The organism is Pseudomonas sp. BAV 4579 (assembly GCF_009765395.1).
In the GTDB taxonomy this organism is placed as follows: domain Bacteria; phylum Pseudomonadota; class Gammaproteobacteria; order Pseudomonadales; family Pseudomonadaceae; genus Chryseomonas; species Chryseomonas aestiva.
In genome coordinates this window covers 28,881-52,975 of record NZ_WHOV01000003.1, presented here as the reverse complement: position 1 = coordinate 52,975, position 24,095 = coordinate 28,881, and the positions used below count along the sequence as shown (strand labels likewise).

Here is a 24,095-nt window from a genome sequence, read left to right as displayed (position 1 = left end):
CCGCTGTAAATGACTGAAGATGTTCGCTTAAACCAGATAGAAGACTGGCTGACCACCGTGCTACCGGAAATTTTCCGGGAACAGGCCTGGGGCGAGGTGCCCAAGGGTAGCCTGACCGCAGCCAGCAGCGATGCCAGTTTTCGCCGTTATTTCCGCTGGGCGGGCGAGGGCCGCAGCCTGATCGTGATGGATGCGCCGCCGCCGCAGGAGGACTGCCGTCCGTTCGTCCAGGTGGCCGCGCTGCTGGCCGAGGCCGGGGTCCATGTACCGCGCATCCTGGCCCAGGATCTGGAGCGGGGATTCCTGCTGCTGAGCGATCTCGGCCAGCTCACCTACCTGGAGGTCATCAACGCGGCGAACGCCGACGATTATTTCGCGGCCGCCATCGAGGCGCTCCTGGCCTTTCAGCGCAAGCAGCCGACGAACGGCAGCCTGCCGCTCTACGATGAGGCTCTGCTGGCGCGGGAATTGGCGCTGTTTCCCGAGTGGTACGTCGGCCGCGAACTCGATACGAGCCTCAGCGAGACGCAACGCGAGCGCTGGCAGGCCGTCTGCCGCCTGCTGATCGACAGCGCCCTGGCACAGCCCCAGGTGCTGGTCCATCGGGACTTCATGCCGCGCAACCTGATGCTGAGCACGCCCAATCCGGGGGTGCTGGATTTCCAGGATGCGGTCATTGGGCCGGTCACCTACGACATCACCAGCCTGTTCAAGGATGCCTTCCTCAGTTGGCCGGAGCCGCTGGTGCAGCGTTGGCTGCTGGGCTACTGGGAGCGGGCGCGTGCCGCCGGGGTGCCGGTGCAGGCCGAGTTCGCCGACTTCCAGCGGGCGTCGGACCTCATGGGCGTGCAGCGTCATCTCAAGGTGATGGGCATCTTCGCCCGTATCTGGCATCGCGACGGCAAGCCGCGCTATGTCGCCGATACCCCGCGCTTTCTCGCCTATATCCGCACCGTCGTGGCGCGACGGCCTGAGCTGGCCGACCTGGGCGCGCTGCTCGATGAGTTGCACGCCGGGCGGGTCGACGCATGAAGGCCATGATCCTGGCGGCCGGCAAGGGTGAGCGGATGCGGCCGCTGACCCTGACCCGGCCCAAGCCGCTGATCGAGGTGAATGGTCGGCCGCTGATCGAGCACCACCTGCTGGCGCTGGCCACGGCCGGTATCACCGAGTTGGTGATCAATCATGCCTGGCTGGGCGACCAGTTGGAGGCAGCGCTCGGCGATGGCAGCCGCTTCGGCGTTTCCATCCGCTTTTCTGCCGAGGAGGAGCCGCTGGAGACTGGTGGTGGCATCTTCCAGGCCCTGCCGTTGCTAGGTAGCGAGCCCTTCGTGCTGGTCAATGGCGACATCCGCACCGATTTCGACTTCGCCACCCTGACCCTGCCCGCTGGTTGCCTGGCGCATCTGGTACTGGCCGACAATCCGCTTCATCACCCGCTCGGTGACTTCGGCCTGGTAGAGGGGCGAGTCACTCTGGATGGCGTGGGCAAGCGCACCTATAGCGGCATCGCCGTGTTGCATCCCCGGTTGTTCGAAGGTCGCACGGCTGGGGCTTTCAAACTGGTCGATGTGCTGCGACCCGCGATCGCCGCCGGGAAGGTATCCGGTGAGCGTCTATATGATCGTTGGGTGGACGTGGGTACCCAGGAGCGTCTAGCCGAGGCGGAGCTGCTGTTCGGGATCGTCCCGTGAAAGTCTGGTTCTGGCCGCTGACGGTGCTGGGCTTTCTGGCCGGCTGGGCCGTGGCCAGCATTCCCGGCGCCCTGCTGGTGGCGCTGCTCGCCCATGCCGGCGAGCGGCAACTGGGATTGACTTCCCTGGCGGGCTGGAAGGCACGCTGGCAGGGGCGCCCCGGGCGCTTCGAACATCAGGCGCAATTCCAGATGCTCGGCCGGCTGGCCAAGCGTGGAGGGCGGGTGCTGACCGCCCACATCCGCCAGGCCGAAGGCGAGATCGAGCGCCTGGGGCTGGGCACCGACGAGCGCAAGAAGGCCATCGCCGCCTTCGAACAGGGCAAGGGCGGCGCCCTGCCGTCGGCGGCCGACCTGCAGCGTCTCAGCGAGCGCAGCGAGGGCATCCTGCGCGCCTGCTGGCGCATGGTCTGGATCAGCGGCAGCGTGCGCCCTGGGGATCGCGACGAGATCCTCGGTTGGGGGCAGGCGATGGGTCTGGCCGAAGCCCAGGTGCTGGCCCTGCAGCCACCGGTGCAAGCGGCGCCGCGCCAGCCCGGCAGCGAGGAGACGTATCGCAAGGCGCTGCAACTGCTCGGCGTTACCGATGACGCCGACGCCGCCACGGTCAAGCAGGCCTATCGGCGGCTGCTCTCCCGCCACCATCCCGACAAGAAGGCCGGTGCCGGGGCGGGCCAGTCGGCGGTCTATGCCGCTGCCCAGCGTACCGCCGAGCTGCATGCCGCCTATCAGCTGATCAAGAGGCGGCGGGGCTTCCGCTAGCGGCCGGTGGCAGGCGATCCAGCCAGGCGCGCAGCCGGCGGACGGTCTGCTCCTGCTCCGCGGCGCGGTCGCCGGGAATCACCGGCAGGTCGATCTGCCGATAGCCCTTGTTGGCCTTTTGCGCCGCGCGCTCCTTGCGCCGTTGGGCGGCCGGTCCGGGTGCATGTACCAGGTCGGCGATCTGCAGATCGGTCTTGCCCATGGTGGCGTCCAGCCGCGGCGGCAGCCCCTGGGGCTCGCGACCATCGATGAGCACCAGTTGCTTGACCTCGGCCGGTTCCTTTTCCGCCAGATAGCGCGCGGCCCAATAGGCGCCGGTGCCGTGGCCGACCAGCACGATGGGGTTGGCGCCCTGTTGCAGTGCCAGGTCGATGCCAGCGGCGATGCGGGCCAGCACCCGGGTGGCCTGGGCATTGGCCGCGGCTTCGGGATCGACCGGCGCGACCGCCGCCTGGGCCGGTTCGCCGCTGCCGGCTTCGGCCTGGGTCGGGGCGGCGGGCGCCGTGCCGCTGCCGCCGGTGACCGGCGGTGCCGTCTGCTCGCTGTTGGCCTGGGCGTCGGTGTCCGCCGGGGCGGTATCGCGCTCGATCGCCACCACCGGGTCATAGGGGTCGGGCAGGCTCAGGCTGATGGTCTGCCAGCCGTAAGTGGGTAGCTGCTGGCGCACGGGGGCTATCACAGTGGGCCAGTCGGCCGATTCGCCGTCGCCCGGCACCAGCACCACCGTCCCGCTGGCCTTGGCCCGGGCGGCGGGCACCAGCAGGGCAAGAAAGGACTCGTCGCCGGCCTGCAGGGTCTTCTGCTGCTCGGCAGGCAGCTGCCGCATCAGCGCCTGCTGCTGCTCCTGACTGCGCGTCAATGCTGGCGCCAGGGCTGTGGGAGCCGCAGGCGGTTCCGGCGCCGGGGTGGGTGCTTCTTCGGCACGCACCGGGGCGGCGAGGCCGAGCAGAAGGAGGCAGAGTGGCAGCAGGGCGGGCGACGACATCGACGGGAATCCTCGACAAGGGCACGGTTGACCCTGGCGAGCCTACCGCCGTTCGCCCCGTCGGGGCAGCGGGAACGCCCGAGCCGCAGACGGATCTCCGTTACAATGCCGCTCCTCAACCTTCGCCGAGGCTATCCCATGCAACCCTTCGCCATCGCCCCCTCGATCCTGTCCGCCGATTTCGCCCGCCTGGGCGAGGAAGTCGACAAGGTCCTCGCCGCCGGTGCCGACATGGTCCATTTCGACGTGATGGACAATCACTATGTGCCCAACCTCACCATCGGCCCGATGGTCTGCAAGGCGTTGCGCAACTACGGGGTGACCGCGCCCATCGACGTGCACCTGATGGTCAAGCCAGTGGATCGCCTCATCGGCGACTTCATCGAGGCCGGCGCCACCGACATCACCTTCCACCCCGAGGCCTCCGAGCACATCGACCGCTCGCTGCAGCTGATCAAGGATGGCGGCTGCCGGGCCGGTCTGGTGTTCAATCCGGCCACCTCGCTGGACGTGCTCAAGTACGTGATGGACAAGATCGACATGGTGCTGCTGATGAGCGTCAACCCCGGCTTCGGCGGCCAGAAATTCATTCCTGGCACCCTCGACAAGTTGCGCGAGGCGCGCGCCCTGATCGATGCCTCCGGCCGGCCGATCCGGCTCGAGATCGATGGCGGGGTCAACGTCAAGAACATTGGTGAGATCGCCCGCGCGGGGGCCGACACCTTCGTTGCCGGCTCGGCCATCTTCGGCCAGTCCGACTACGCCGCGGTGATCCAGGCGATGCGCGCCGAGCTGGCCAAGGCGCGCTCGGTATGAGCGCCCTGGTAAGGCTTGGTGGCGGGCAGCCGCCCGCGCTGGTGATGTTCGACCTCGACGGCACCCTGCTGGATTCGGCGCCGGACCTGGCCGCTGCAGTGGACGCCATGCTCGAACGCCTGGACCGCGCGCCGGCGGGACTGGACAAGGTGCGGCTGTGGATTGGCAACGGCGCCCGGGTGCTGGTGCGTCGCGCCCTGGCCGATGACATGCAGCACGACGCCGTGGACGAGGCCGCCGCCAACGAGGCCCTGGCGCTGTTCATGGAGCTCTATGGCGGCAGTCACGCCCTGACCCGTGTCTATCCCGGCGTGCTGGACAGCCTGGCGCTGCTGCGCACCCTGGGCGTGCGCCTGGCGGTGATCACCAACAAGCCGGAGCGCTTCGTCGCGCCACTCCTGGCCGACATGGGCCTGGGTGACTTCGACTGGATCGTCGGCGGGGATACCCTGCCGCAGCAGAAGCCGGACCCGGCCGGCTTGCTGTGGGTCATGCAGCAGGCCGGCGTGGTGGCCGGCCAGGCCCTGTTCATCGGCGATTCGCGCAACGACATCCGCGCCGCCCATGCCGCGGGGGTGCGCTGCGTGGCCCTGAGCTATGGCTACAACCATGGCGAGTCCATCGCCCTGGAGCAGCCGGATCTGGTCGTCGACGATCTGCGCGAGCTGTTCATCTAGCACGCCGAGGTGGCCGGCCAGTTGCCATGCCGCGCCGGCTAGGCTAACGTGGCCCTTCAACCCCCGCCTCAAGAGCAAGAGATCGCATCGTGGTGGTCACCCGCACAGGCTCCTCGCGAGCATGGATGAAAGTCATCAAGGCCCTGGCCCGTTGGCGCTGGCGCGCCTGATTTCGTCTTGGCCGGTATCTGACCGGCGCGCTGTGCACCCGACCTTTCGTTTTCCTCGCCACGAGGCTGATCATGACCCGCGACGATTTCCTGCGCCTGGCCGCTCAAGGCTATAACCGCATTCCCCTGGCCTTCGAAACCCTGGCCGATTTCGACACCCCGCTGTCCATCTACCTGAAGCTGGCCGACGGCCCCAATTCCTATCTCCTGGAATCGGTGCAGGGTGGTGAGAAATGGGGGCGTTACTCCATCATCGGCCTGCCGTGCAGCCGTGTTCTGCGCGTCCATGGTCATCGCGTGGTGGTCAGCGATGCCGGTTGCGAGGTCGAGGTGATCGAGCACTGCGACGATCCCCTGGCCTTCGTCGAAGCCTTCAAGGCGCGCTATCGCGTGCCGACGCTGGATGGCCTGCCACGCTTCAACGGTGGCCTGGTGGGCTACTTCGGCTACGACAGCGTGCGCTACGTCGAGCGGCGCCTGGCGGCCTGCCTCAATCCCGATCCGCTGGGTACGCCCGACATCCTGCTGATGGTGTCCGATGCCGTGGTGGTGTTCGACAACCTGGCGGGCAAGATTCACGCGATCGTGCTGGCCGATCCGGACGAGGCCGACGCCTTCGACGCCGCCCAGGCGCGTCTGGCCGACATCCTCGACCGCCTGCGCCAGCCCATCGTGCCGCGCCGCGGCCTGGATCTCGCCGCCCCGGCCGGTCCGGAGCCGAGCTTTCGTTCCAGCTTCAGCCGCGAGGATTTCGAAGGCGCGGTGCAGCGCATCAAGGACTACATCCTGGCCGGCGACTGCATGCAGGTGGTGCCCTCGCAGCGCATGTCCATCGCCTTCCAGGCGGCGCCCATCGACCTCTATCGGGCGCTGCGCTGCTTCAACCCCACGCCCTACATGTATTTCTTCAACTTCGGCGACTTCCATGTGGTGGGCAGTTCGCCCGAGGTGCTGGTGCGGGTGGAGGACGGCGAGATCACCGTGCGTCCCATCGCCGGAACCCGTCCGCGTGGCGCCACCGAAGAAGCCGATCTGGCCTTGGAGCGCGATCTGCTGGCCGATGCCAAGGAGCTAGCCGAGCACCTGATGCTGATCGACTTGGGGCGCAACGACGTGGGCCGGGTCTCCAGCACCGGCAGCGTGACCTTGACCGAGAAGATGGTCATCGAGCGTTATTCCAACGTGATGCACATCGTCAGCAACGTGACCGGTCGGCTCAAGCCCGAACTGAGCGCCATGGACGCCCTGCGCGCCATCCTGCCGGCCGGCACCCTGTCCGGCGCGCCGAAGATCCGCGCCATGGAGATCATCGACGAACTGGAGCCGGTCAAGCGGGGCATCTACGGCGGCGCCGTGGGTTACCTGGCCTGGAACGGCAACATGGACACCGCCATCGCCATCCGCACCGCGGTGATCAAGGACGGTGAGCTGCACGTGCAGGCCGGGGCAGGGATCGTCGCCGACTCGGTGCCGGCGCTGGAGTGGGAAGAGACCCTCAACAAGCGTCGCGCCATGTTTCGCGCCGTCACCCTTGCCGAACAGTCCGTCTGAGGAATCCGCCATGCTGCTGATGCTCGATAACTACGATTCCTTTACCTACAACCTGGTGCAGTACCTGGGCGAGCTGGGCGCCGAGGTCAAGGTGGTGCGCAACGACGAGATGCCGGTCGAGGCGCTCGAAGACCTGGCGCCGGAGCGCATCGTCGTCTCTCCCGGTCCCTGCACGCCCAACGAGGCGGGCATCTCCCTGGCCACCCTGGAGCGCTTCGCCGGCAAGTTGCCGGTGCTGGGCGTCTGCCTGGGGCACCAGAGCCTGGGCCAGGCCTTTGGCGGCGAGGTGGTCCGGGCCCGCGAGCCGATGCACGGCAAGACCAGCCCGGTCTACCACAACGGCGAAGGGGTCTTCGCCGGCCTGCCCAATCCCGTCACCGTGACCCGCTACCATTCGCTGGTGGTCAAGCGCGAGACCCTGCCCGAGTGCCTGGAGATCACCGCCTGGACCCAGCATCCGGACGGCAGCATGGACGAGATCATGGGCCTGCGGCACCGCGAATTCATGATCGAGGGGGTGCAGTTCCACCCCGAATCCATCCTTACCGAACATGGCCATGATCTGCTGGCCAACTTTCTCCAGCAGCAGGGGGGGCGGCGCTAGATGGACATCAAGCAGGCCCTGAATCGCATCAGCGGGCAACTCGACCTCAACGTCGCCGAGATGCAGGCGGTGATGCGCCAGATCATGACCGGTGGCGCCGACGAGGCGCAGATCGGTGCCTTCCTCATGGGCATGCGCATCAAGAGCGAGACCATCGACGAGATCTGCGGCGCGGTCAGCGTGATGCGCGAGCTGGCCACCCCGGTGGTGCTGCCGACCCTCGACCACGTGGTCGACGTGGTGGGTACCGGCGGCGATGGCGCCAATATCTTCAACGTCTCCTCGGCCTCGGTATTCGTGGTCGCGGCGGCGGGCGGCAAGGTCGCCAAGCACGGCAATCGCGCGGTGTCCGGCAAGAGCGGCAGCGCCGATCTGCTGGAGGCCGCCGGCATCTACCTGGAGCTGACTCCGGCGCAGATCGCCCGCTGCGTCGAGCAGGTGGGCGTCGGCTTCATGTTTGCCCAGTCGCACCACAGCGCCATGCGTCACGCCGCCGGGCCGCGCCGCTCGCTGGGGCTGCGCACCCTGTTCAACATGCTCGGTCCCCTGACCAATCCGGCCGGGGTCCGGCACCAGGTGGTCGGGGTGTTCAGCGCCGCGCTGTGCCGGCCGCTGGCCGAGGTGCTGCAGCGCCTGGGCAGCCACCATGTGCTGGTAGTGCACTCCCGCGACGGCCTGGACGAATTCAGCCTGGCCGCGGCGACCCAGGTCGCCGAACTCAAGGACGGCAGCATCAGCGAATACCAGGTGCTGCCGGAGGATCTGGGCATCAAGAGCCAGACCCTGGTCGGCCTCACCGTGGACGGCCCCGAGGCCTCCCTGGCGCTGATCCGCGACGCCCTCGGCCGACGCAAGACCGAAGCCGGGCAAAAGGCCGCCGACATGATCGTGCTCAATGCCGGCGCGGCGCTCTACGCCGCGGATCTCGCCCACAGCCTGCACGAAGGGGTACTCTTGGCCCACGATGCGCTCTACAGCGGCCTGGCCCGGGAAAAGCTGGACGAGCTCGCCCATTTCACATCCGTCTATCGCGAGGAGGGTCGCCCGTGAGTGTGCCAACCGTGTTGCAGAAGATCCTGGCCCGCAAGGCCGAGGAGATCGCCCAGCTCAAGGCTCGGACCAGCCTGGCCGAACTCGAGGCCCTGGCCCGTGCCGCCGACGCCCCGCGCGGCTTCGCCCGCGCCCTGCAGGCCCAGGTGGCGCGCAAGGAGGCAGCGATCATCGCCGAGGTGAAGAAGGCTTCGCCGAGCAAGGGCGTGATCCGTGAACACTTCGTGCCGGCCGAGATCGCCCACAGCTACGCCCTGGGCGGGGCCACCTGCCTGAGCGTGCTCACCGACGTGGACTTCTTCCAGGGTGGCAACGCCTATCTGCAGCAGGCGCGCGCCGCCTGCCAGCTGCCGGTGATCCGCAAGGACTTCCTCGTCGACCCCATCCAGGTGGTGGAAGCCCGGGCCATCGGCGCCGACTGCATCCTGCTGATCGTCGCCGCGCTGGACGACGGCCTGATGGGCGAACTGGCCGCCACGGCCAAGGCCGTCGGCCTGGACGTCCTGGTCGAGGTGCATGACGGCGCCGAGCTGGAGCGCGCCCTGACGGTGCTGGATACCCCGCTGGTGGGAGTCAACAACCGCAACCTGCACACCTTCGAAGTCAGCCTGGAAGCCACCCTCGATCTCTTGCCGCGTATCCCCCAGGATCGCCTGGTGATCACCGAGAGCGGCATCCTCAATCGTGCCGACGTGGAGCTGATGGAGATCAACGAGGTGCGCGCCTTCCTGGTCGGCGAAGCCTTCATGCGCGCTGACGAGCCGGGTCAGGAGCTGCAGCGCCTGTTCTTTCCGGAGCGGCGCTTCCCGCTAAAGGACGCCTGATCCTTCGGTCGTCCGCAGCAGGCCTCGGTGGCGACACCGGGGCCTTTTTTTATCCTTCGCAGTGACCCAGGTCGACTCGTGCGCTCCCCAAACGGCGGGAACGACCTCCGTGTGCCCGCTGCCGACGCAGGGCTTTGTTTCCACGGGAATAAACCCGGTTAATGGCCTCCGACTCGCTGAACCGTGGCGAGGCGCGGAGACGGCTGGCTGTCGCAGGACAAGACAGCGCTCCGCCGCACCAGGCCATCCATAACCAGGGCAAGCAAGCACCATGGCAACGGAAGAAAAAAGCGAAACACTTGATATCAGCGTCACCGATCCCTCCCGGACCGAGGAGTCGCGCCGGGATCGGCGACTCGCCGGCACCACCGACTGGGTCGTCTTCGGCGTCACCAGCATCGCCGCGTTGGCCTTCGTGATCTGGGGCTTCATCAGCCAGGCCAGCCTGGCCAGCAGCGCCTCGACCGCCCAGGGCTGGGTGATCACCCACTTCGGCTGGCTGTTCGTGCTCACCTCCACCGGCTTCGTGGTCTTCGTCATCTGGCTGGCCGCCAGTCGCTATGGGCGGATCCCCCTGGGGCGCGACGACGAGCAGCCGGAATTCCGCACCCTCTCCTGGGTGGCGCTGATGTTCAGCGCCGGCATGGGTATCGGCCTGATGTTCTTTGGCGTCGCCGAACCGCTGTCGCACTATCTCAATCCGCCGCCCGGTGGCGCCGCGGGGCAGAGCAGCGCCGCCCTGCAGGTGGCCATGGCGACCACGCTGTTCCACTGGACCCTGCATCCCTGGGCCATCTATGCCGTGGTCGGGCTGGCCATCGCCTATGGCACCTATCGGCGCGGTCGCAGCCAGCTGATCTCGGTGGCCTTTCGCCCCCTGATCGGCGAACACGCCAATGGCCCCGTCGGTCGCGTCATCGACATGATGGCGATCTTCGCCACCCTGTTCGGTTCGGCGGCCTCCCTCGGTCTGGGCGCCCTGCAGATCGCCGGCGGACTCGAACATAACGGCTGGATCGAGCAACCCGGGAAAATGCTCTACATCAGCATCATCACGGTGCTGACGGTGGCCTTCGTCATCTCCGCGGTGTCCGGGGTCGAGAAGGGCATCCAGTGGCTGTCCAACACCAACATGGTGCTGGCGGTGGCTCTGGCGCTGTTCGTCTTCGTCGCCGGTCCGACCCTGCTGATGCTCAATCTGCTGCCCACCGCCATCGGCGACTACATCGACCTGCTGCCGGAGATGATGGCGCGCACCAGCGCCAGCGGTGGCGAGGCCATGGGCAACTGGCTGTCCAGCTGGACGGTGTTCTACTGGGCCTGGTGGATTTCCTGGACGCCCTTTGTCGGCATGTTCATCGCCCGCATCAGTCGCGGTCGCACCATCCGCCAGTTCGTCACCGGTGTGCTGCTGGTGCCGAGTCTGGTCAGCGTGGTCTGGTTCGTCATCTTCGGTGGCGCGGCCATCGACGCCATGCGCCTGGGCGCCTTCACCCTGGTCGACGGCGCGGTGAACAGCAACTTCGCCCTCTACGACCTGCTGGCCAGCTATCCCTGGGTCTCGGTGACCTCGGTGCTGGTGATGGTGCTGGTGGCGATCTTCTTCGTGTCCGGCGCCGACGCCGCGTCCCTGGTGATGGGCACCCTGTCCGAGCGCGGCACCACCGAGCCTTCGCGGCGCACGGTGATCTTCTGGGGCGCCCTCACCGGCGCGGTGGCGGCGATCATGCTGGCCATCGGTGACCCGGGCAACCCGGGTGCGGCGCTTAACGGCCTGCAAAATCTGACTATTGTGGTCGCGCTACCCTTCGTGGTGGTGATGGCGCTGCTGTGCCTGGCGCTCTATCGCGACTTGCGTTGCGATCCGCTGATGCTGCGGCATCTGCGCGGTACCGAGCTGATCGAGAAGGCGGTGCTCTATGGCGCGGTCAAGCACGGTGAAGAATTCCACTTCGTCGTGGGCGAGCCCAAAGCCAAGGGCAATGACGAGAAGACCGTCGACGCGAAGGCCCCGGTGCGGGTCGCGCAGGTCCAGCCGCAGGTCGAGAACTGAAGCCAGCATGGGCGGGGGGAGCGGCCCCCGCCTGCTGGCAGGGGCACGCCAAGCGGGCTCAGCGGGTGCCGAACACCACCATGGTCTTGCCCTTGACGTGGACCAGACCCTGTTCTTCGAGGGACTTCAACACACGACCGACCATCTCGCGGGAGCAACCGACGATGCGGCCGATCTCCTGGCGGGTGATCTTGATCTGCATGCCATCCGGGTGGGTCATGGCGTCGGGCTGCTTGCACAGGTCGAGCAGGGTACGGGCCACGCGACCGGTGACGTCGAGGAAGGCCAGGTCGCCGACCTTGCGGGTGGTCTGGCGCAGGCGCTCGGCCATCTGGCGACCGAGGGAGAACAGCATGTCCGGATCGTGCTGGCTCAGTTCGCGGAACTGGCCGTAGCTGATCTCGGCGACTTCGCACTCGGTACGGGCACGCACCCAGGCACTGCGCTCGGGCTCGCTGCCTTCCTTGGAGAACAGCCCCATCTCGCCGAAGAAGTCCCCGGCATTGAGATAGGCGATGATCATTTCGCGGCCTTCATCGTCTTCGATGAGGATGGTCACCGAACCCTTGAGGATGAAGAACAGGCTTTCACTGTTGTCGCCAGCGTAGATGATGGTGGTTTTTGCGGTATAGCGGCGACGCGAGCAGTGCGCTAGCAGCTTGTCAATGTGCTGTAACTTCGCGGGTGGGATGATAGCGGCCATGCTGATTCCTGAGGTTGAAAGCTAACCTGAGTCGGGGGCACCGAGGTCCGAACCGGTGCATGCACAGGCTGCGCCGGTTCCAATCCAAAGACCGGATAAGAACATGCGCAGCTTAAATGCGAGCTGAATAACCCTTCACTGCGCCCCAGTTTACGCCATCCAGCATGTTAAGCTGATCACCATTTGCATATATAAGTAGGACGAAAGCGATGAAAGCGCGCATCCAGTGGGCAGGCGAGGCCATGTTCCTCGGTGAATCCGGCAGTGGCCACGTGGTAGTCATGGACGGCCCGCCGGAAAGCGGTGGTCGCAACCTCGGCGTGCGGCCGATGGAAACCGTGCTGATCGGCCTGGGCGGCTGCGCCAGCTACGACGTGGTCAGCATCCTGCGCAAGGCGCGGCAACCGGTGGAAAGCTGCGAGGCCTTCCTCGAAGCCGACCGCGCCGACACCGAGCCCAAGGTGTTCACCCGTATCCACCTGAAGTTCGTGGTCAAGGGCCGGGGTCTCAAGGAGGCCCAGGTCAAGCGCGCCATTGAGCTGTCGGCGGAAAAATACTGCTCGGCGTCCATCATGCTCGGTCGGGCCGGCGTCGAGATCACCCACAGCTACGAACTCGTCGAACTCGCCTGATGCTCTTGCAGGCGACGCCCGTGCAGGCGTCGCCCTCCGCGTCACCCCTTCCCGCCGACATCAATTCATCACCTGGGCCCGGCAGACTCTGGCCCCAGCCGCTGCCGATCTGCATAATGCGCCGCTCTTAAGGGGCAAGCCCCCGACAAGTACAGCCAATCGCCATCGCGAAGAGGTGTTCGCCGCCCTACGCAGCTTGCGCAATCCGCAACTGACGGGCACTCAGGACCGCGGTCAGAGACCGCACGACGGGAGCTTTACCACCGTGAAAAGCAAACTCAGGCTTCATGGTTTCAACAACCTGACCAAGACCTTGAGCTTCAACATCTACGACATCTGCTACGCCGAGACGTCGGAAGATCAACAGGCCTATGTCCAGTACATCGACGAGGAATACGACGCCGAGCGTCTGACCCAGATCCTGACCGACGTGGTCGATATCATCGGGGCCAACATCCTCAATATCGCTCGCCAGGATTACGATCCCCAGGGCGCCAGCGTGACCATCCTGATCTCCGAGCAACCGGTCGAGCCGACCGAGAGCCAGATCGAGGAGTCGCCCGGCCCGCTGCGCGAGACCATTCTCGGCCACCTGGACAAGAGCCACATCACGGTGCACACCTATCCGGAGATCCATCCGGACGACGGCATCGCCACCTTCCGCGTCGACATCGACGTCTCCACCTGTGGCGTGATCTCCCCGCTCAAGGCCCTGAACTACCTGATCCACCAGTTCGACTCGGACATCGTCACCGTGGACTACCGGGTGCGCGGCTTCACCCGCGACATCGAAGGGCGCAAGCACTTCATCGACCACGAGATCAATTCGATCCAGAATTACCTGTCCGAAGACACCCGCGCGGCCTACCAGATGACCGACGTGAACGTGTATCAGGACAACCTGTTCCACACCAAGATGCTGCTCAAGGAATTCGAGCTGGACAACTATCTGTTCGGCGACGCCTCCCGCAGCCTCTCCTCCGAACAGCGTCAGCAGAACACCCAGCGCCTCAAGCACGAGATGCGCGAGATCTTCTCCGGCCGCAACCTGCCGCGCTGATCGCTCGGGTACCCAGAAACCCCCGCCATGGCGGGGGTTTCTCGTTTCCGGGGATCAGTGCTGCTCGTCGCGCGCGACCGGGGCGCCACCGGTGACGCTCTTGACCACTCGGCCGATGGTCAGGCCCTGGCCAAGGATGGAAACCAGCACCACGATGTAGGTCAGGGCGAGGATCAGATCCCGTTCCGGACCGGCTGGCAGACTCAACGCCAGCGCCACGGAGACCCCGCCGCGCAGCGCACCCCAGGTGAGGATGCGCGCCGTGCCACGGGTCATGTTGCGCCAGTGCGGGCTGAGCAGCACCACCGGTGCCACGCTGATCCAGCGGGCGAAGAGGATCGCCAAGGTCACCAGCAGCGCCGCGCCCAGGTGAGCCCAGCTGAACGGCAGTACCAGCAGCTCCATGCCGATCAGGGCGAACAGCAGGGCGTTGAGGATCTCGTCGATCAACTCCCAGAAGCCGTCCAGATAACGCCGGGTGAAGTCGCTCATTGCCTTGGTTCGCCCCAGGTTGCCGATGATCAGACCGGCCACCACCATGGCGATGGGGCCCGAGACGTGCAGGTGGCTGGCCAGCGTCGAGCCGCCGATCACCAGGGCCAGCGACAGCATCACCTCGATCTGATGCTGCTCGATGCTCAGCATCAGCCAGTAGCAGGCGAAGCCGATCAGCAGGCCGAACAGGATGCCGCCACCGGCTTCTTCGAGAAATAGCCAGAGCGCCGCGTTGACCGTGGGCGCCTCGCCCAGCTGGATCACTCCCAGCAGCACCGAATAGACCACCACGGCCACGCCGTCATTGAACAGCGCCTCCCCGACGATGGTGGTTTCCAGTGACTTGGGCGCGCCGGCCGAGCGCAGGATGCCGAGTACGGCAATGGGATCGGTCGGAGAGATCAGGGCACCGAAGATCAGGCAGTAGAGGATGTCGACGTGCCAGCCCAGCCAGCCGAAGATCAAGTGGCTGAGATAGCCGATCAGCACCGTCGAGATGATCACCCCGAGGGTCGCCAGGCCGCCGATGGCCCATTTGTAGTCGCGCAGGTCCTTGAGATTGACGTGCAGGGCGCCGGCGAACAGCAGGAAGCCGAGCATCCAGTTCATCAGCAGGTCATTGAAGTCGATCTGCCCGAGCAATTCGCCGATGCGGTGTTCCAGGCCGGGAAAGCCGAGCCAGGAAAGACTTTGCAGGCCGACCGAGAAGATCAGCGCGATGACCATGACGCCGATGGTGGGCGGCAGGCCGACGAAGCGATAGTTGAGGTAGGTGAGCAGCGAGGTGAAGCAGATGAAGGCAGCAGCGAGTTCGAGCATGGCGTTCCAGATCCATCAGACAGCGAGCCCCTGCGAACGCAGGGCCTAGGGGTAGGATGGGGCGGACGCCGCAAAAGTTACATTTTCGATAGCTGGCTAGCCAATCGTTCGCCGAGGAACCGCCGTGAACCGCCCTGGGCCGTCGCAGAACGGGCGACGCCAGGGTGATCCAGAAGACAGACGGTCAGGGTGCTACCGGCCTAAAGCGGCGCCGCCATTCCCGTGGTCGCTTCCCGCAGCGGCAACGGATGGGGCGCGGCGATGCGTGCCTCCAGCGTGGCCACGTAGCTGCGGGCATCGGCTTCGCTGAGAAAGGTGATGGCCTGCTTGTCGATGCAGACCTGCCAGGCACTGGTGGTGGACTTGCGCAGGGGACGAACCACGATCTTCATACTGGTACCCTCGGGGACAGACGGAAAGTGGAAACCCGAGTCTAGAGCGGTTTTGATTGCAATACCGTGACATTCGTCGCTTAGCCGCTAGGCGCGCGCCTTCTGCCGTTCGGCATACCAGGCCTCGAACTCGTCCGGCGGCAGCGGCGGACTGAACAGGAAGCCCTGGCATTGCTGGCAACCCAGCTTGCGCAGGATGTCCCACTGCTCGGTGGTCTCCACCCCTTCGGCCAGCACGTCGAGATCCAGCCCCTGGCCCAGGGCGACGATGGCCGCAGCGATGGCCTGGCTGCTGTGGGTGCCGCTATCGCTGCGCAGTTCGTGCATGAAGCTCTGGTCGATCTTGAGCTTGTCCAGAGGGAAGCGGCGCAGGTAGGCCAGCGAGGAATAGCCGGTGCCGAAGTCGTCCACCGCGATGCGCACCCCCAGAGTCTTGAGGGTGGCCAGGGACAGCAGCGCCTCCTCGACATTGTTCATCAGGGTGCCTTCGGTGATCTCCAGCTCCAGATTCTCGGCCGGCAGGCGACTGCGCGCCAGGGCACGGGAAATGGTGCTGGCCAGGTCGCGCTTGGCGAATTGCCGGGGCGAGATGTTGATCGCCAGGGTCTCCAGCTCCAGTCCCTGGGCGAGCCAGCTGTGCATCTGCTGGCAGGCGCTTTCGATGATCCAGTCGCCCAGCGGCACGATGAGTCCGGTCTCCTCGGCCAGCGGAATGAACTCGGTGGGCGGGATCAGCCCCAGCTCCGGATCCCGCCAGCGCACCAGGGCTTCGACGCCAATGGTCTGGGCGGTGCTGACGCTCATCAGCGGCTGGTAGTAGAGGACGAAATCACCGCGCTTGAGCGCCGTGCGTAGCCGCGATTCCAGATTCAGCCGCCGCCGCGACTGCTCGGTGAGGGCCTGGGTATAGAAGCGGAAGGTGTCGCGACCCTGGTCCTTGGCCTGGTGCATGGCGGTGTCGGCATTGCGGATGAGGTCATCGGCGGTGGCGCCATCGTCGGGAAAGAGACTGATGCCGATGCTGGCATTGAGATAGATGTCGTGCTCGCCGAGATGGAAGGGCTGCTCCAGCTTGCCGAGCATGGCCTGGGCGATCTGGGCGGCGAATTCGGGCCGGTCGATCCGCTCGATGATGACCAGGTACTCGTCGCCACCGATGCGCGCCAGGGTGATGTCCTCGCTGAGCAGGGCGCGCAGGCGGGCGGCGAATTCCACCAGCAGTTCGTCACCCAGGGCATGGCCGTGGCTTTCGTTGACCGTGCGGAAATGGTCGAAGTCGAGGATCAGTACGGCGACCAGGTATTCCTGGGGCTCGGCCAGGGCCAGGGCGTGCTCCAGATGGGTGCGCGCCAGCAGGCGATTAGGCAGGTCGGTTAGGGGATCGTGATGCGCCAGGTGACTCAGGCGCGCCTCGCTTTCCCGCAGGCGCGTGGTATCGCTGACGGTGACCGTGTACTGCCGGGTTTCCCGGGGGTAGAGGGTGTCGATGGCGGTCCAGGCCGGAAAGGTAGTGCCGTCGAGGCGCGGCCAGAGCAGTTCGCCCTCCCAGCGGCCCTCGCGGCGCACCGTGCGCCAGAGTTCACGGTAGAAGCGCTGGTCCTGGCGACCGCCGCCGGGCAGTCCCAGCCGCTGGCCGAGCAGGGTGCCTTCCTGGGCGCCCAGCAGGCGGGCGAAGGCCGGATTCACCGCCAGGATCCAGCGGCGCTCGTCGAGCAGCAGCAGGCCGTCGCGACTGTTCTGGAACATCGCCGCGGCCTGGCGCAGGCTTTCTTCCTGCTGCTTGCGCAGGGTGATGTCCTGGGCGGTGCTGATGAAATACTGGGGCACCCCCTGGTCGTCGCGGATCAGGCGCGTGGTGACATTGGCCCAGACCGGCTGGCCACTGCGATGCAGATAGCGTTTTTCCAGGGTATAGCGGTCCTGACCGGTGTCGACCAGTTGTTTGCGCAGGGTGGCGCCCAGGGCGCGCTCGTCCGGATGGGTCACCGAGGCGGTGCCCTTCTGCAGCAATTCCGGTTGCGAGTAGCCGAGCATCTGGCAGAAGTGGTGGTTGGCGCTCAGCCAGCGACCTTCCAGGTCGCTGAGCATGATGCCGGTGTAGGCCTGCTCGAAGATGCCGCGGTAACGTGCCTCGCTCGCACGCTGGGCCTGGACCACGCGCTGTTGGCGGATGGCCAGCACTGCGAGGCGGGTGAATTCGGTGATCAGCGCCTGGGTTTCCGTCTCGGGCAGCCGCGCCTCTCCGTAGTAGACGCCCAGGGCGCCCACGGCGCGCTGCTGCTCGTCCTGCAGGGGCAGGGCCCAGGCGCCGCGAATGCCGGCCGCCTGGGCGGCCGGCAGCAGCTGCTGCCAGGCCGGATCCAGCTCGACATCGATGGTGAACACCGGGGCATTGGTGGTGACGGCGCTGCAGCAGCCCTGGTCGTGGCGGCTGCGCGGCACGCTTTCCAGCGCCGCCTGGAAGGCAGGTGGCAGGCTTGGCGCGGCGGCGACCCGTAGATGCTCGCCCTGGTCGTCCAGCAACAGGGCGACGCGCATCTCCGGATAGATCCGTTCCAGTCGCTGGGCGATGCCCTGCTGGATCTCCGCCAATGGCAGGCCGGTGAGCAGATCGTCGAGGACGTCGCTGCGGGCCTGTTGCAGCTGCTGCGCCTGGTAATCGTGATGAATGTCGGTGAGGGTGCCCTGGATCTCGCCATCGAGACCGGCGCGCAGCTCCATCTGCATCCAGCGATGGCTTTCCACCGACAGGCGCAGCCGTACCACGCCATTCCAGTGCAGGCGCTGACCGGCGGCGAAATCGGCCACCAGCTGGCGCAATCGGGCTCCATCCTGGGGGTGGAAGGCCTGATCCAGGGGGTGGTTGAGTTGCTGGCTGGCGGGTTGGCCGGTCAGGGCTTCCCAGGCCGGATTGAGAAACTGCCAACGGCCACGGTGATCGCTGGCGAAGACCACCAGTGGCAGGTGCTGGACCAGTTCGCGATAGCGTCTCTGGCTGTCCTGCAGCGCCTGCTCGGCCAGCTTGTGGCTGGTGATGTCGACCAGGGCACCGCGCGTGGTGCCGGCTTCGTCGAAGTCGCTTTGCCAGTTGAGCCAGCGCCAGCTGTCCTGGCCATCGGCGAAATGCGCGGAGAAATTCAGCGGGCCCTGCATGTGCTGCAGGCGTTCGAGCATGCTGTGCACATGATCACGGTCATCGACACGGGCGCAGGCCGCGATGGTGGCGAAATCCAGCGGATCGCTGCCCTTGGGCTGGTGCAGCATCAACAGGGCACGTTCGGAGCAGAGCAGGCGGCCATCGGCCGTCAGTTGCCAGTCGCCGGTGTTGGTCAGGCGCTGGACGAAATCCTGGGTGGCACGCTGGTTCTGCAGTTCTTCGATGAAGCCTTCGCGATAGCTGACCTGGCGCCGCAGCAATGCATAGAGCACCAGCGACAGCAGACTCATGAAGGCCAGACCCTTCAGGGTGTGCCACAGATAGACACTGTCCTGATCGCTGACCAGCAGATATAACAGCCCATCGCTGCCGATCACCCAGAGGGCACTCAGCAGCAGATAAACCAGGGCAATGCGCGCAGGAGAAAGAGGCCGCATGCCGGTTCCTCAAGGCCCGATCGCAGGTGTCGGGTTCGATTGGACTTTAACCGGATAAAGGGATGGCAGTTCTGGCCTGGTCACGTGGAAACCTTTCCATAAGTCTGGCTTTATCGGGCGAGGTGCCCTGGCAGGCCGCTCTTCCCATCCAGGCTCAAGAGTCGTCTGACCTCGTGCAAATTACCAGGCCTATCCACCTGCCAATTGCATTTTGCCCGCCCCTCGTCTGCCTATTTTATTCATAAGCCATTGATTAATAATGTCTTTAACGAATCTTGGAATTCGGCGCGGCCGTTGCGCTCTACATCTAGGTCGCTGCTACCAGGACCTGGCGCAGTACAACCAAGGAAAACAGGAGTCATCTCATGAAAAAGACTTTCGGTACTTTTGCCCTCGCTGCCGTTACCGCTTCCGTACTGAGCCTGCCGCTGGCCGGCGGTGCCTTTGCTGCCACCAGCCAGAACATGACCCTGGCCGCCAACAACACCATGGACAAGACCGAAGAAGCCGCGTCCGACACCTGGATCACCAGCAAGGTGAAGGCTTCCTTCCTGGCCGACGAACACATCAAGGGCACCTCGATCAAGGTCGAGACCAACAAGGGTGTCGTGTCCCTGTCCGGCACCGTGGCGACCGAAGCCCAGCGCGACCTGGCGATCAAGGAAGCCAAGGCCATCAAGGGCGTCAAGGCCGTATCGGCTGACGCGCTGAAAGCCGCCCAGTAAGAACGCCCGGTACACCCGGCACGATGGCGGCGCCGCGCGCTGCCATCACCCCCTGTCCTTCGCCCCGGAGAACTGCCATGACCAGCACGACCGAAACCCTCAACGATCTGATCGAGATCGCCCGTGACGGCAAGAATTTCTACGAGCACGCCCTCACCGAAGTGAAGAACCCCGAGTTGAAGGCTCTGTTCACCGAGATCGCCCAGAGCAAGGCCGAGATCATCAGCGCCCTGAGCAGCCAGGTATCGGCCTCGGGTGAGAAGCCCGCCGAGCAAGGCACCTTCGCCGGCAGCTTCCGCAAGTACTACACCGACGTCAAAACCTCCTTTGCCAGCAAGGAAAAGGAAGAAGTCACCTACGTCAGCGAGTTGGAAGAGCAGGAAGATCGCCTGCTGCACGCGCTGGAGCGTGCCGTCAACGAACACGCCACCCCGGATGCCCAGGCCAACCTGCGCAGCCAGCTGGAAAAGGCCCGTGCGACCCATGATCGCATGCGTGACCTGAAGCACCGTATGCAAGCCGCCCACTAAGGCGCTCGCAGAAACAGCCCCGCCTAGGCGGGGCTTTTCTTTGGGTTGGCGTTCAGCCTTGGGGCGTGCGATTGAGGCGGGCGTCGATCAGGCTGTCGACTACCGACGGATCGGCCAGGGTCGAGGTATCGCCCAGGCTGTCCAGCTCGTCGCAGGCGATCTTGCGCAGGATGCGTCTCATGATCTTGCCGGAACGGGTCTTGGGCAGGGCGGGTGCCCACTGCAGGAATTCCGGCTTGGCGAAGCTGCCGATCTCGTCGGCCACCTGCTGGCGCAGGCGGGCCTTGAGTTCGTCGCTCGGCGTCACCCCGCCCTTGGTGGTGACGAAGGCATAGACCGCCTGACCCTTGACCTCGTGGGGGCAGCCCACCACGGCGGCCTCGGCCACGTCCGCATGTTCGGTCAGCACGCTCTCCACCTCGGCGGTGCCGATGCGGTGACCGGACACGTTGAGCACGTCGTCCACCCGCCCGGTGATCCAGTAGTAGCCATCCTCGTCCCGGCGTGCGCCGTCGCCGGTGAAGTAGTAACCCGGATAGGCGCTGAAATAGGTGTCGATCAGGCGCTGGTGGTCGCCATAGACGGTGCGGATCTGGCTCGGCCAGCTGGCCTTGATCGCCAGTACGCCACTGCCGGGTCCGTCGATCTCCTTGCCCTGCTCGTCCAGCAATACTGGCTGGACGCCAAAGAAGGGCAGGGTGGCCGAACCCGGTTTCAGCGCCAGGGCGCCAGGGGGCGGGGCGATGAGGATGCTGCCGGTCTCGGTCTGCCACCAGGTGTCGACGATGGGACAGCGCCCTTCGCCCACCACCCGGTGATACCACTCCCAGGCCTCGGGATTGATCGGCTCGCCGACGCTGCCCAGCAGCTGCAGGCTCTTGCGCGAGGTGCGCTGTACCGGCCCGTCGCCTTCGCGCATCAGGGCGCGCAGGGCGGTGGGGGCGGTGTAGAAGATGTTGACCTGGTGCTTGTCCACCACCTGCCAGAGGCGACTGGCATCGGGATAGCTCGGTACGCCTTCGAACATCAGGGTGGTGGCGCCATTGGCCAGGGGGCCGTAGACGATATAGCTGTGGCCAGTGACCCAGCCGACATCGGCGGTGCACCAGAAGACCTGGCCCTCGTGGTAGTCGAAGAGGTACTTGAAGCTCAGGGTGGCGCCCAGCAGATAGCCGCCGGTGGTGTGCAGCACGCCCTTGGGTTTGCCGGTGGAACCGGAGGTGTAGAGGATGAACAGCGGGTCCTCGGCGTCCATGGGCTCTGCCGGGCAGTCGGGCGACGCCGCGGCCACCGCCTGGGCATAGGGCAGGTCGCGCCCCTCCTGGCGCGCCACGCCGGCGCCGGTGCGTTCGACCATGACCACCGTGTGGACCTCCGGGCACTTGGCCAGGGCCTTGTCGACATTGGCCTTGAGCGGGACACGCTTGCCGCCGCGCACACCCTCGTCGGCGGTGATCACCACCCGGCAGTCGGCATCGAGGATGCGGTCGCGCAGCGCCTCGGGCGAGAAGCCGCCGAATACCACCGAATGCACCGCGCCTATGCGCGCGCAGGCGAGCATGGCGTAGGCTGCCTCGGGAATCATCGGCATATAGAGACAGACTCGGTCGCCTTTCCCGACCCCACGCTCCCTGAGCACATTGGCCAGGCGACTGACGTGCTCGTGCAACTGGCGATAGCTGATGACCTGGCTGTCGGCGGGATCGTCGCCTTCCCAGAGGATGGCAGTCTGGTCGCCGCGGGCGGCGAGGTGGCGATCGATGCAGTTGTAGGCGACGTTGAGCTGGCCGCCGCTGAACCAGCGGGTCCGGCCCTGGCGCAGATCGCCGCTATGGACTTCGTCCCAGGTGCGCGACCAGTCGAGCAGGGCGCTGGCCTGCTCGCTCCAGAAACGCTCCGGCTGTTCCACCGAGCGCTGGTAGAGCTCGCGATAACGAGCTTCGTCGAGGTGGGTGCGGGCACTCAGGCTCTCGGGCACGGGATAGCGTTGGCTCATGGCCGGCTCCTTCTTGGTGTTGTTGTGCTCCCAGTTTAGGCCGCGGATGGCCTGCCGGGGTTCAGCGAGGCGATAAAACGAAAAAAGCGCCGCAGAGCGGCGCCTTTTCGAGCGGACCTTGATCGATCAGCCGCGGTGACGACCGCGGAAGTAGTCGATCAGCCCCTGGGTCGAACCATCGTCGGCCTTGCCTTCGCTGCGGCCGATGATGTGCTGGTAGACGTCCTTGCCCAGCTCCTTGCCCAGCTCGACGCCCCACTGGTCGAAGCAGTTAATGCCCCAGATGACGCTCTGCACGAACACCTTGTGCTCGTACAGGGCCACTAGCGCACCCAGGCGCCGTGGCGAGATCCGCTCCAGCACCAGGGTGTTGCTCGGGCGGTTGCCCGGGATCACCTTGTGCGGCGCCAGCTTGGCGATCTCGGCTTCGCCCAGACCCTTCTCGCGCAGTTCGACCTCGGCTTCTTCGCGGGTCTTGCCCAGCATCAGCGCCTGGCTCTGCGACAGGCAGTTGGCATAGAGCCACTGCTGGTGATCGGCCACCGGGTTGTGGCTCACCACCGGCACGATGAAGTCGCCGGGAATCAGCTGGGTGCCCTGGTGCAAGAGCTGGTGGTAGGCGTGCTGGCCGTTGCAGCCGACGCCGCCCCAGATCACCGGGCCGGTCTCCACGCTCACCGGCGAGCCGTCCTGACGCACGCTCTTGCCGTTGGACTCCATGTCCAGCTGCTGCAGGTGCTTCACGAAGTTACGCAGGTGGTGGTCGTAGGGCAGGATGGCGTGACTGGTCGCGCCCCAGAAATTGCCGTACCAGATCCCGAGCAGGCCCAGCAGCACCGGCATGTTCTCTTCGAAGGGGGCGCTGGTGAAGTGCTGGTCCATGGCATAGGCGCCGGCCAGCAGGTCCTTGAAATTGGACATGCCGATGGCCAGGGCGATGGGCAGGCCGATCGCCGACCACAGCGAATAGCGGCCGCCGACCCAGTCCCACATGGGGAAGATGTTCTCTTCGGCGATGCCGAATTCCACCGCCACCTTGACGTTGCTGGAGACGGCGATGAAGTGCTTGTGCAGCTCCGGCTCCGGGCAGCCCTGGGCCAGGCACCAGGCGCGGGCGGCCTGGGCGTTCTTCAGGGTCTCCAGGGTGCCGAAGGACTTGGAGGAGACGATGAACAGGGTGGTGTCGGCGGCGAGCTTGGAGGTCACCTCGCGGAATTCGCTGCCATCGATGTTGGCCAGGTAGTGGCAACGCACGCCGCGCTGGGTGAAGGGCACCAGCGCCTCGGAGACCAGTTGCGGACCGAGGAAGGAGCCACCGATGCCGATGTTGACCACGTCGGTGATCGGCTTCTCGGTGTAGCCGCGCCAGAGGCCGTTGTGGATGCGGGTGACCAGCTGGGTCATCTGGTTCAGGACCCGGTGCACCTCGGGCATGATGTCCTGGCCGTCGATCTGGACGCTGTCGCCCACCGGGCGGCGCAGGGCGGTGTGCAGGGCGGGGCGGTGTTCGGAGGAGTTGACGTAGGCGCCGTCGAACAGGGTGCGGATGGCGCCTTCCAGGCCCGCTTCGCGAGCCAGGTTCACCAGCAGCTCGCGGGTCTGCTCTGTGATGAGGTTCTTGGAATAGTCGAGGAACAGACCACTGGTGTTCAGGGAGAACTGCGTGAACCGCTGCGGGTCGGCGGCGAAGGCGTCGCGCATGCGGAAATTCTGCATGGCCTTGCGGTGCTCTTGCAGCGCTTTCCAGGAGGCGAGCTGGGTCACGTCGAGGGGATGTTGATAGTACTCCATGGGTAGGCTTTTCCTTGGTGGCTCTTGTTTGCTGTTGTGCCCCACAAGCCGCTGGCTTGCAAGAGAAAGTCGGTGACCGCGAGACGCCGGTCGTGGCGCCGCGCTTCGAGCATGAAAAAGCCCGGTATGTTCCGGGCTTCCAGGGTTCAGTCAGGAGCGGGTGAGCTAACCTT

20 protein-coding genes and 1 pseudogene are annotated in these 24,095 nt (G+C 65.8%); 14 read left to right on the top strand and 7 right to left on the bottom strand.

Annotated features, from left to right (window positions below):
• Window positions 1-9 precede the first annotated feature (9 nt).
• Genes GSQ95_RS01360 through GSQ95_RS01350 form a run of 3 tightly spaced genes read left to right on the top strand, consistent with a single transcriptional unit; the run spans window position 10 to window position 2,455 of the window.
• Window positions 10-1,032 carry an aminoglycoside phosphotransferase family protein gene (locus GSQ95_RS01360; RefSeq protein ID WP_158891507.1) on the top strand — a complete coding sequence of 341 codons (1,023 nt, stop codon included), beginning with the start codon at window positions 10-12 and terminating at the stop codon, window positions 1,030-1,032.
• Complete coding sequence (murU, locus tag GSQ95_RS01355; protein ID WP_158891509.1) at window positions 1,029-1,694, top strand: N-acetylmuramate alpha-1-phosphate uridylyltransferase MurU; 666 nt, start codon at window positions 1,029-1,031, stop codon at window positions 1,692-1,694. Before GSQ95_RS01360 ends, murU begins: the two co-directional genes overlap by 4 nt.
• Window positions 1,691-2,455: a DnaJ domain-containing protein gene (locus tag GSQ95_RS01350; RefSeq protein ID WP_158891510.1), complete on the top strand. Its 765-nt coding sequence runs from the start codon at window positions 1,691-1,693 to the stop codon at window positions 2,453-2,455. The genes murU and GSQ95_RS01350 overlap by 4 nt, the downstream gene beginning before the upstream one ends.
• On the opposite strand, the gene GSQ95_RS01345 is transcribed toward GSQ95_RS01350, so the two are convergent.
• A complete protein-coding gene (locus GSQ95_RS01345; protein WP_158891512.1) occupies window positions 2,430-3,440 on the bottom strand; it encodes a DUF3530 family protein in 1,011 nt (336 codons plus the stop codon). The genes GSQ95_RS01350 and GSQ95_RS01345 overlap by 26 nt on opposite strands.
• 138 nt (window positions 3,441-3,578) lie before the next feature.
• On the opposite strand from GSQ95_RS01345, the gene rpe reads away from it, so the two are divergent.
• From rpe to GSQ95_RS01310, 7 genes and pseudogenes are all read left to right on the top strand, one after another.
• Window positions 3,579-4,256 carry a ribulose-phosphate 3-epimerase gene (rpe, locus tag GSQ95_RS01340; protein WP_158891514.1) on the top strand — a complete coding sequence of 226 codons (678 nt, stop codon included), beginning with the start codon at window positions 3,579-3,581 and terminating at the stop codon, window positions 4,254-4,256.
• Window positions 4,253-5,103: pseudogene (locus GSQ95_RS01335) on the top strand (phosphoglycolate phosphatase). The gene rpe and the pseudogene GSQ95_RS01335 overlap by 4 nt, the downstream one beginning before the upstream one ends.
• A 72-nt stretch (window positions 5,104-5,175) precedes the next feature.
• On the top strand, window positions 5,176-6,654 hold the full coding sequence (gene trpE / locus GSQ95_RS01330; protein WP_158891518.1) for an anthranilate synthase component I: 1,479 nt from the start codon (window positions 5,176-5,178) through the stop codon (window positions 6,652-6,654).
• A gap of 10 nt (window positions 6,655-6,664) precedes the next feature.
• Window positions 6,665-7,258, top strand: a complete 594-nt coding sequence (locus GSQ95_RS01325; RefSeq protein ID WP_158891520.1) for an aminodeoxychorismate/anthranilate synthase component II — start codon at window positions 6,665-6,667, stop codon at window positions 7,256-7,258.
• Entirely contained in the window at window positions 7,259-8,308 is a 1,050-nt protein-coding gene (gene trpD, locus GSQ95_RS01320) for an anthranilate phosphoribosyltransferase (RefSeq protein ID WP_145154087.1), read from the top strand.
• Window positions 8,305-9,132 carry an indole-3-glycerol phosphate synthase TrpC gene (gene trpC / locus GSQ95_RS01315; protein ID WP_158891522.1) on the top strand — a complete coding sequence of 276 codons (828 nt, stop codon included), beginning with the start codon at window positions 8,305-8,307 and terminating at the stop codon, window positions 9,130-9,132. The genes trpD and trpC overlap by 4 nt, the downstream gene beginning before the upstream one ends.
• Window positions 9,133-9,403: 271 nt before the next feature.
• Complete coding sequence (locus tag GSQ95_RS01310; protein ID WP_158891524.1) at window positions 9,404-11,185, top strand: BCCT family transporter; 1,782 nt, start codon at window positions 9,404-9,406, stop codon at window positions 11,183-11,185.
• A gap of 58 nt (window positions 11,186-11,243) precedes the next feature.
• On the opposite strand, the gene crp is transcribed toward GSQ95_RS01310, so the two are convergent.
• On the bottom strand, window positions 11,244-11,888 hold the full coding sequence (gene crp / locus GSQ95_RS01305) for a cAMP-activated global transcriptional regulator CRP (protein WP_017640369.1): 645 nt from the start codon (window positions 11,886-11,888) through the stop codon (window positions 11,244-11,246).
• A gap of 209 nt (window positions 11,889-12,097) precedes the next feature.
• On the opposite strand from crp, the gene GSQ95_RS01300 reads away from it, so the two are divergent.
• Together GSQ95_RS01300 and speD are read left to right on the top strand one after the other, a co-directional pair.
• Entirely contained in the window at window positions 12,098-12,520 is a 423-nt protein-coding gene (locus GSQ95_RS01300; RefSeq protein WP_158891526.1) for an OsmC family protein, read from the top strand.
• Between the two features lie 265 nt (window positions 12,521-12,785).
• Window positions 12,786-13,580, top strand: coding sequence for an adenosylmethionine decarboxylase (gene speD / locus GSQ95_RS01295; RefSeq protein ID WP_158891528.1), 795 nt, complete (start codon window positions 12,786-12,788; stop codon window positions 13,578-13,580).
• A gap of 54 nt (window positions 13,581-13,634) precedes the next feature.
• Here the strand turns inward: speD and GSQ95_RS01290 are convergent, their stop codons facing one another.
• The 3 genes from GSQ95_RS01290 to GSQ95_RS01280 form a co-directional block, all read right to left on the bottom strand.
• Window positions 13,635-14,894: a sodium:proton antiporter gene (locus GSQ95_RS01290; RefSeq protein WP_158891531.1), complete on the bottom strand. Its 1,260-nt coding sequence runs from the start codon at window positions 14,892-14,894 to the stop codon at window positions 13,635-13,637.
• A gap of 200 nt (window positions 14,895-15,094) precedes the next feature.
• Complete coding sequence (locus GSQ95_RS01285; protein ID WP_158891533.1) at window positions 15,095-15,286, bottom strand: hypothetical protein; 192 nt, start codon at window positions 15,284-15,286, stop codon at window positions 15,095-15,097.
• Window positions 15,287-15,373: 87 nt separating this feature from the next.
• Complete coding sequence (locus GSQ95_RS01280; protein ID WP_158891535.1) at window positions 15,374-18,880, bottom strand: EAL domain-containing protein; 3,507 nt, start codon at window positions 18,878-18,880, stop codon at window positions 15,374-15,376.
• 365 nt (window positions 18,881-19,245) lie between these two features.
• Between GSQ95_RS01280 and GSQ95_RS01275 the strand changes: the two genes are divergently transcribed.
• Together GSQ95_RS01275 and GSQ95_RS01270 are read left to right on the top strand one after the other, a co-directional pair.
• A complete protein-coding gene (locus GSQ95_RS01275) occupies window positions 19,246-19,605 on the top strand; it encodes a BON domain-containing protein (RefSeq protein ID WP_017640375.1) in 360 nt (119 codons plus the stop codon).
• Between the two features lie 77 nt (window positions 19,606-19,682).
• Window positions 19,683-20,135: a PA2169 family four-helix-bundle protein gene (locus GSQ95_RS01270; protein ID WP_133861929.1), complete on the top strand. Its 453-nt coding sequence runs from the start codon at window positions 19,683-19,685 to the stop codon at window positions 20,133-20,135.
• Window positions 20,136-20,187: 52 nt separating this feature from the next.
• On the opposite strand, the gene acs is transcribed toward GSQ95_RS01270, so the two are convergent.
• Window positions 20,188-22,131 (bottom strand): acetate--CoA ligase, encoded by a 1,944-nt coding sequence (gene acs, locus GSQ95_RS01265; RefSeq protein ID WP_158895247.1) that lies wholly within the window; start codon window positions 22,129-22,131, stop codon window positions 20,188-20,190.
• A 126-nt stretch (window positions 22,132-22,257) separates the two neighbouring features.
• Window positions 22,258-23,922 (bottom strand): glucose-6-phosphate isomerase, encoded by a 1,665-nt coding sequence (pgi, locus tag GSQ95_RS01260; protein WP_158895245.1) that lies wholly within the window; start codon window positions 23,920-23,922, stop codon window positions 22,258-22,260.
• Window positions 23,923-24,095: the final 173 nt, after the last annotated feature.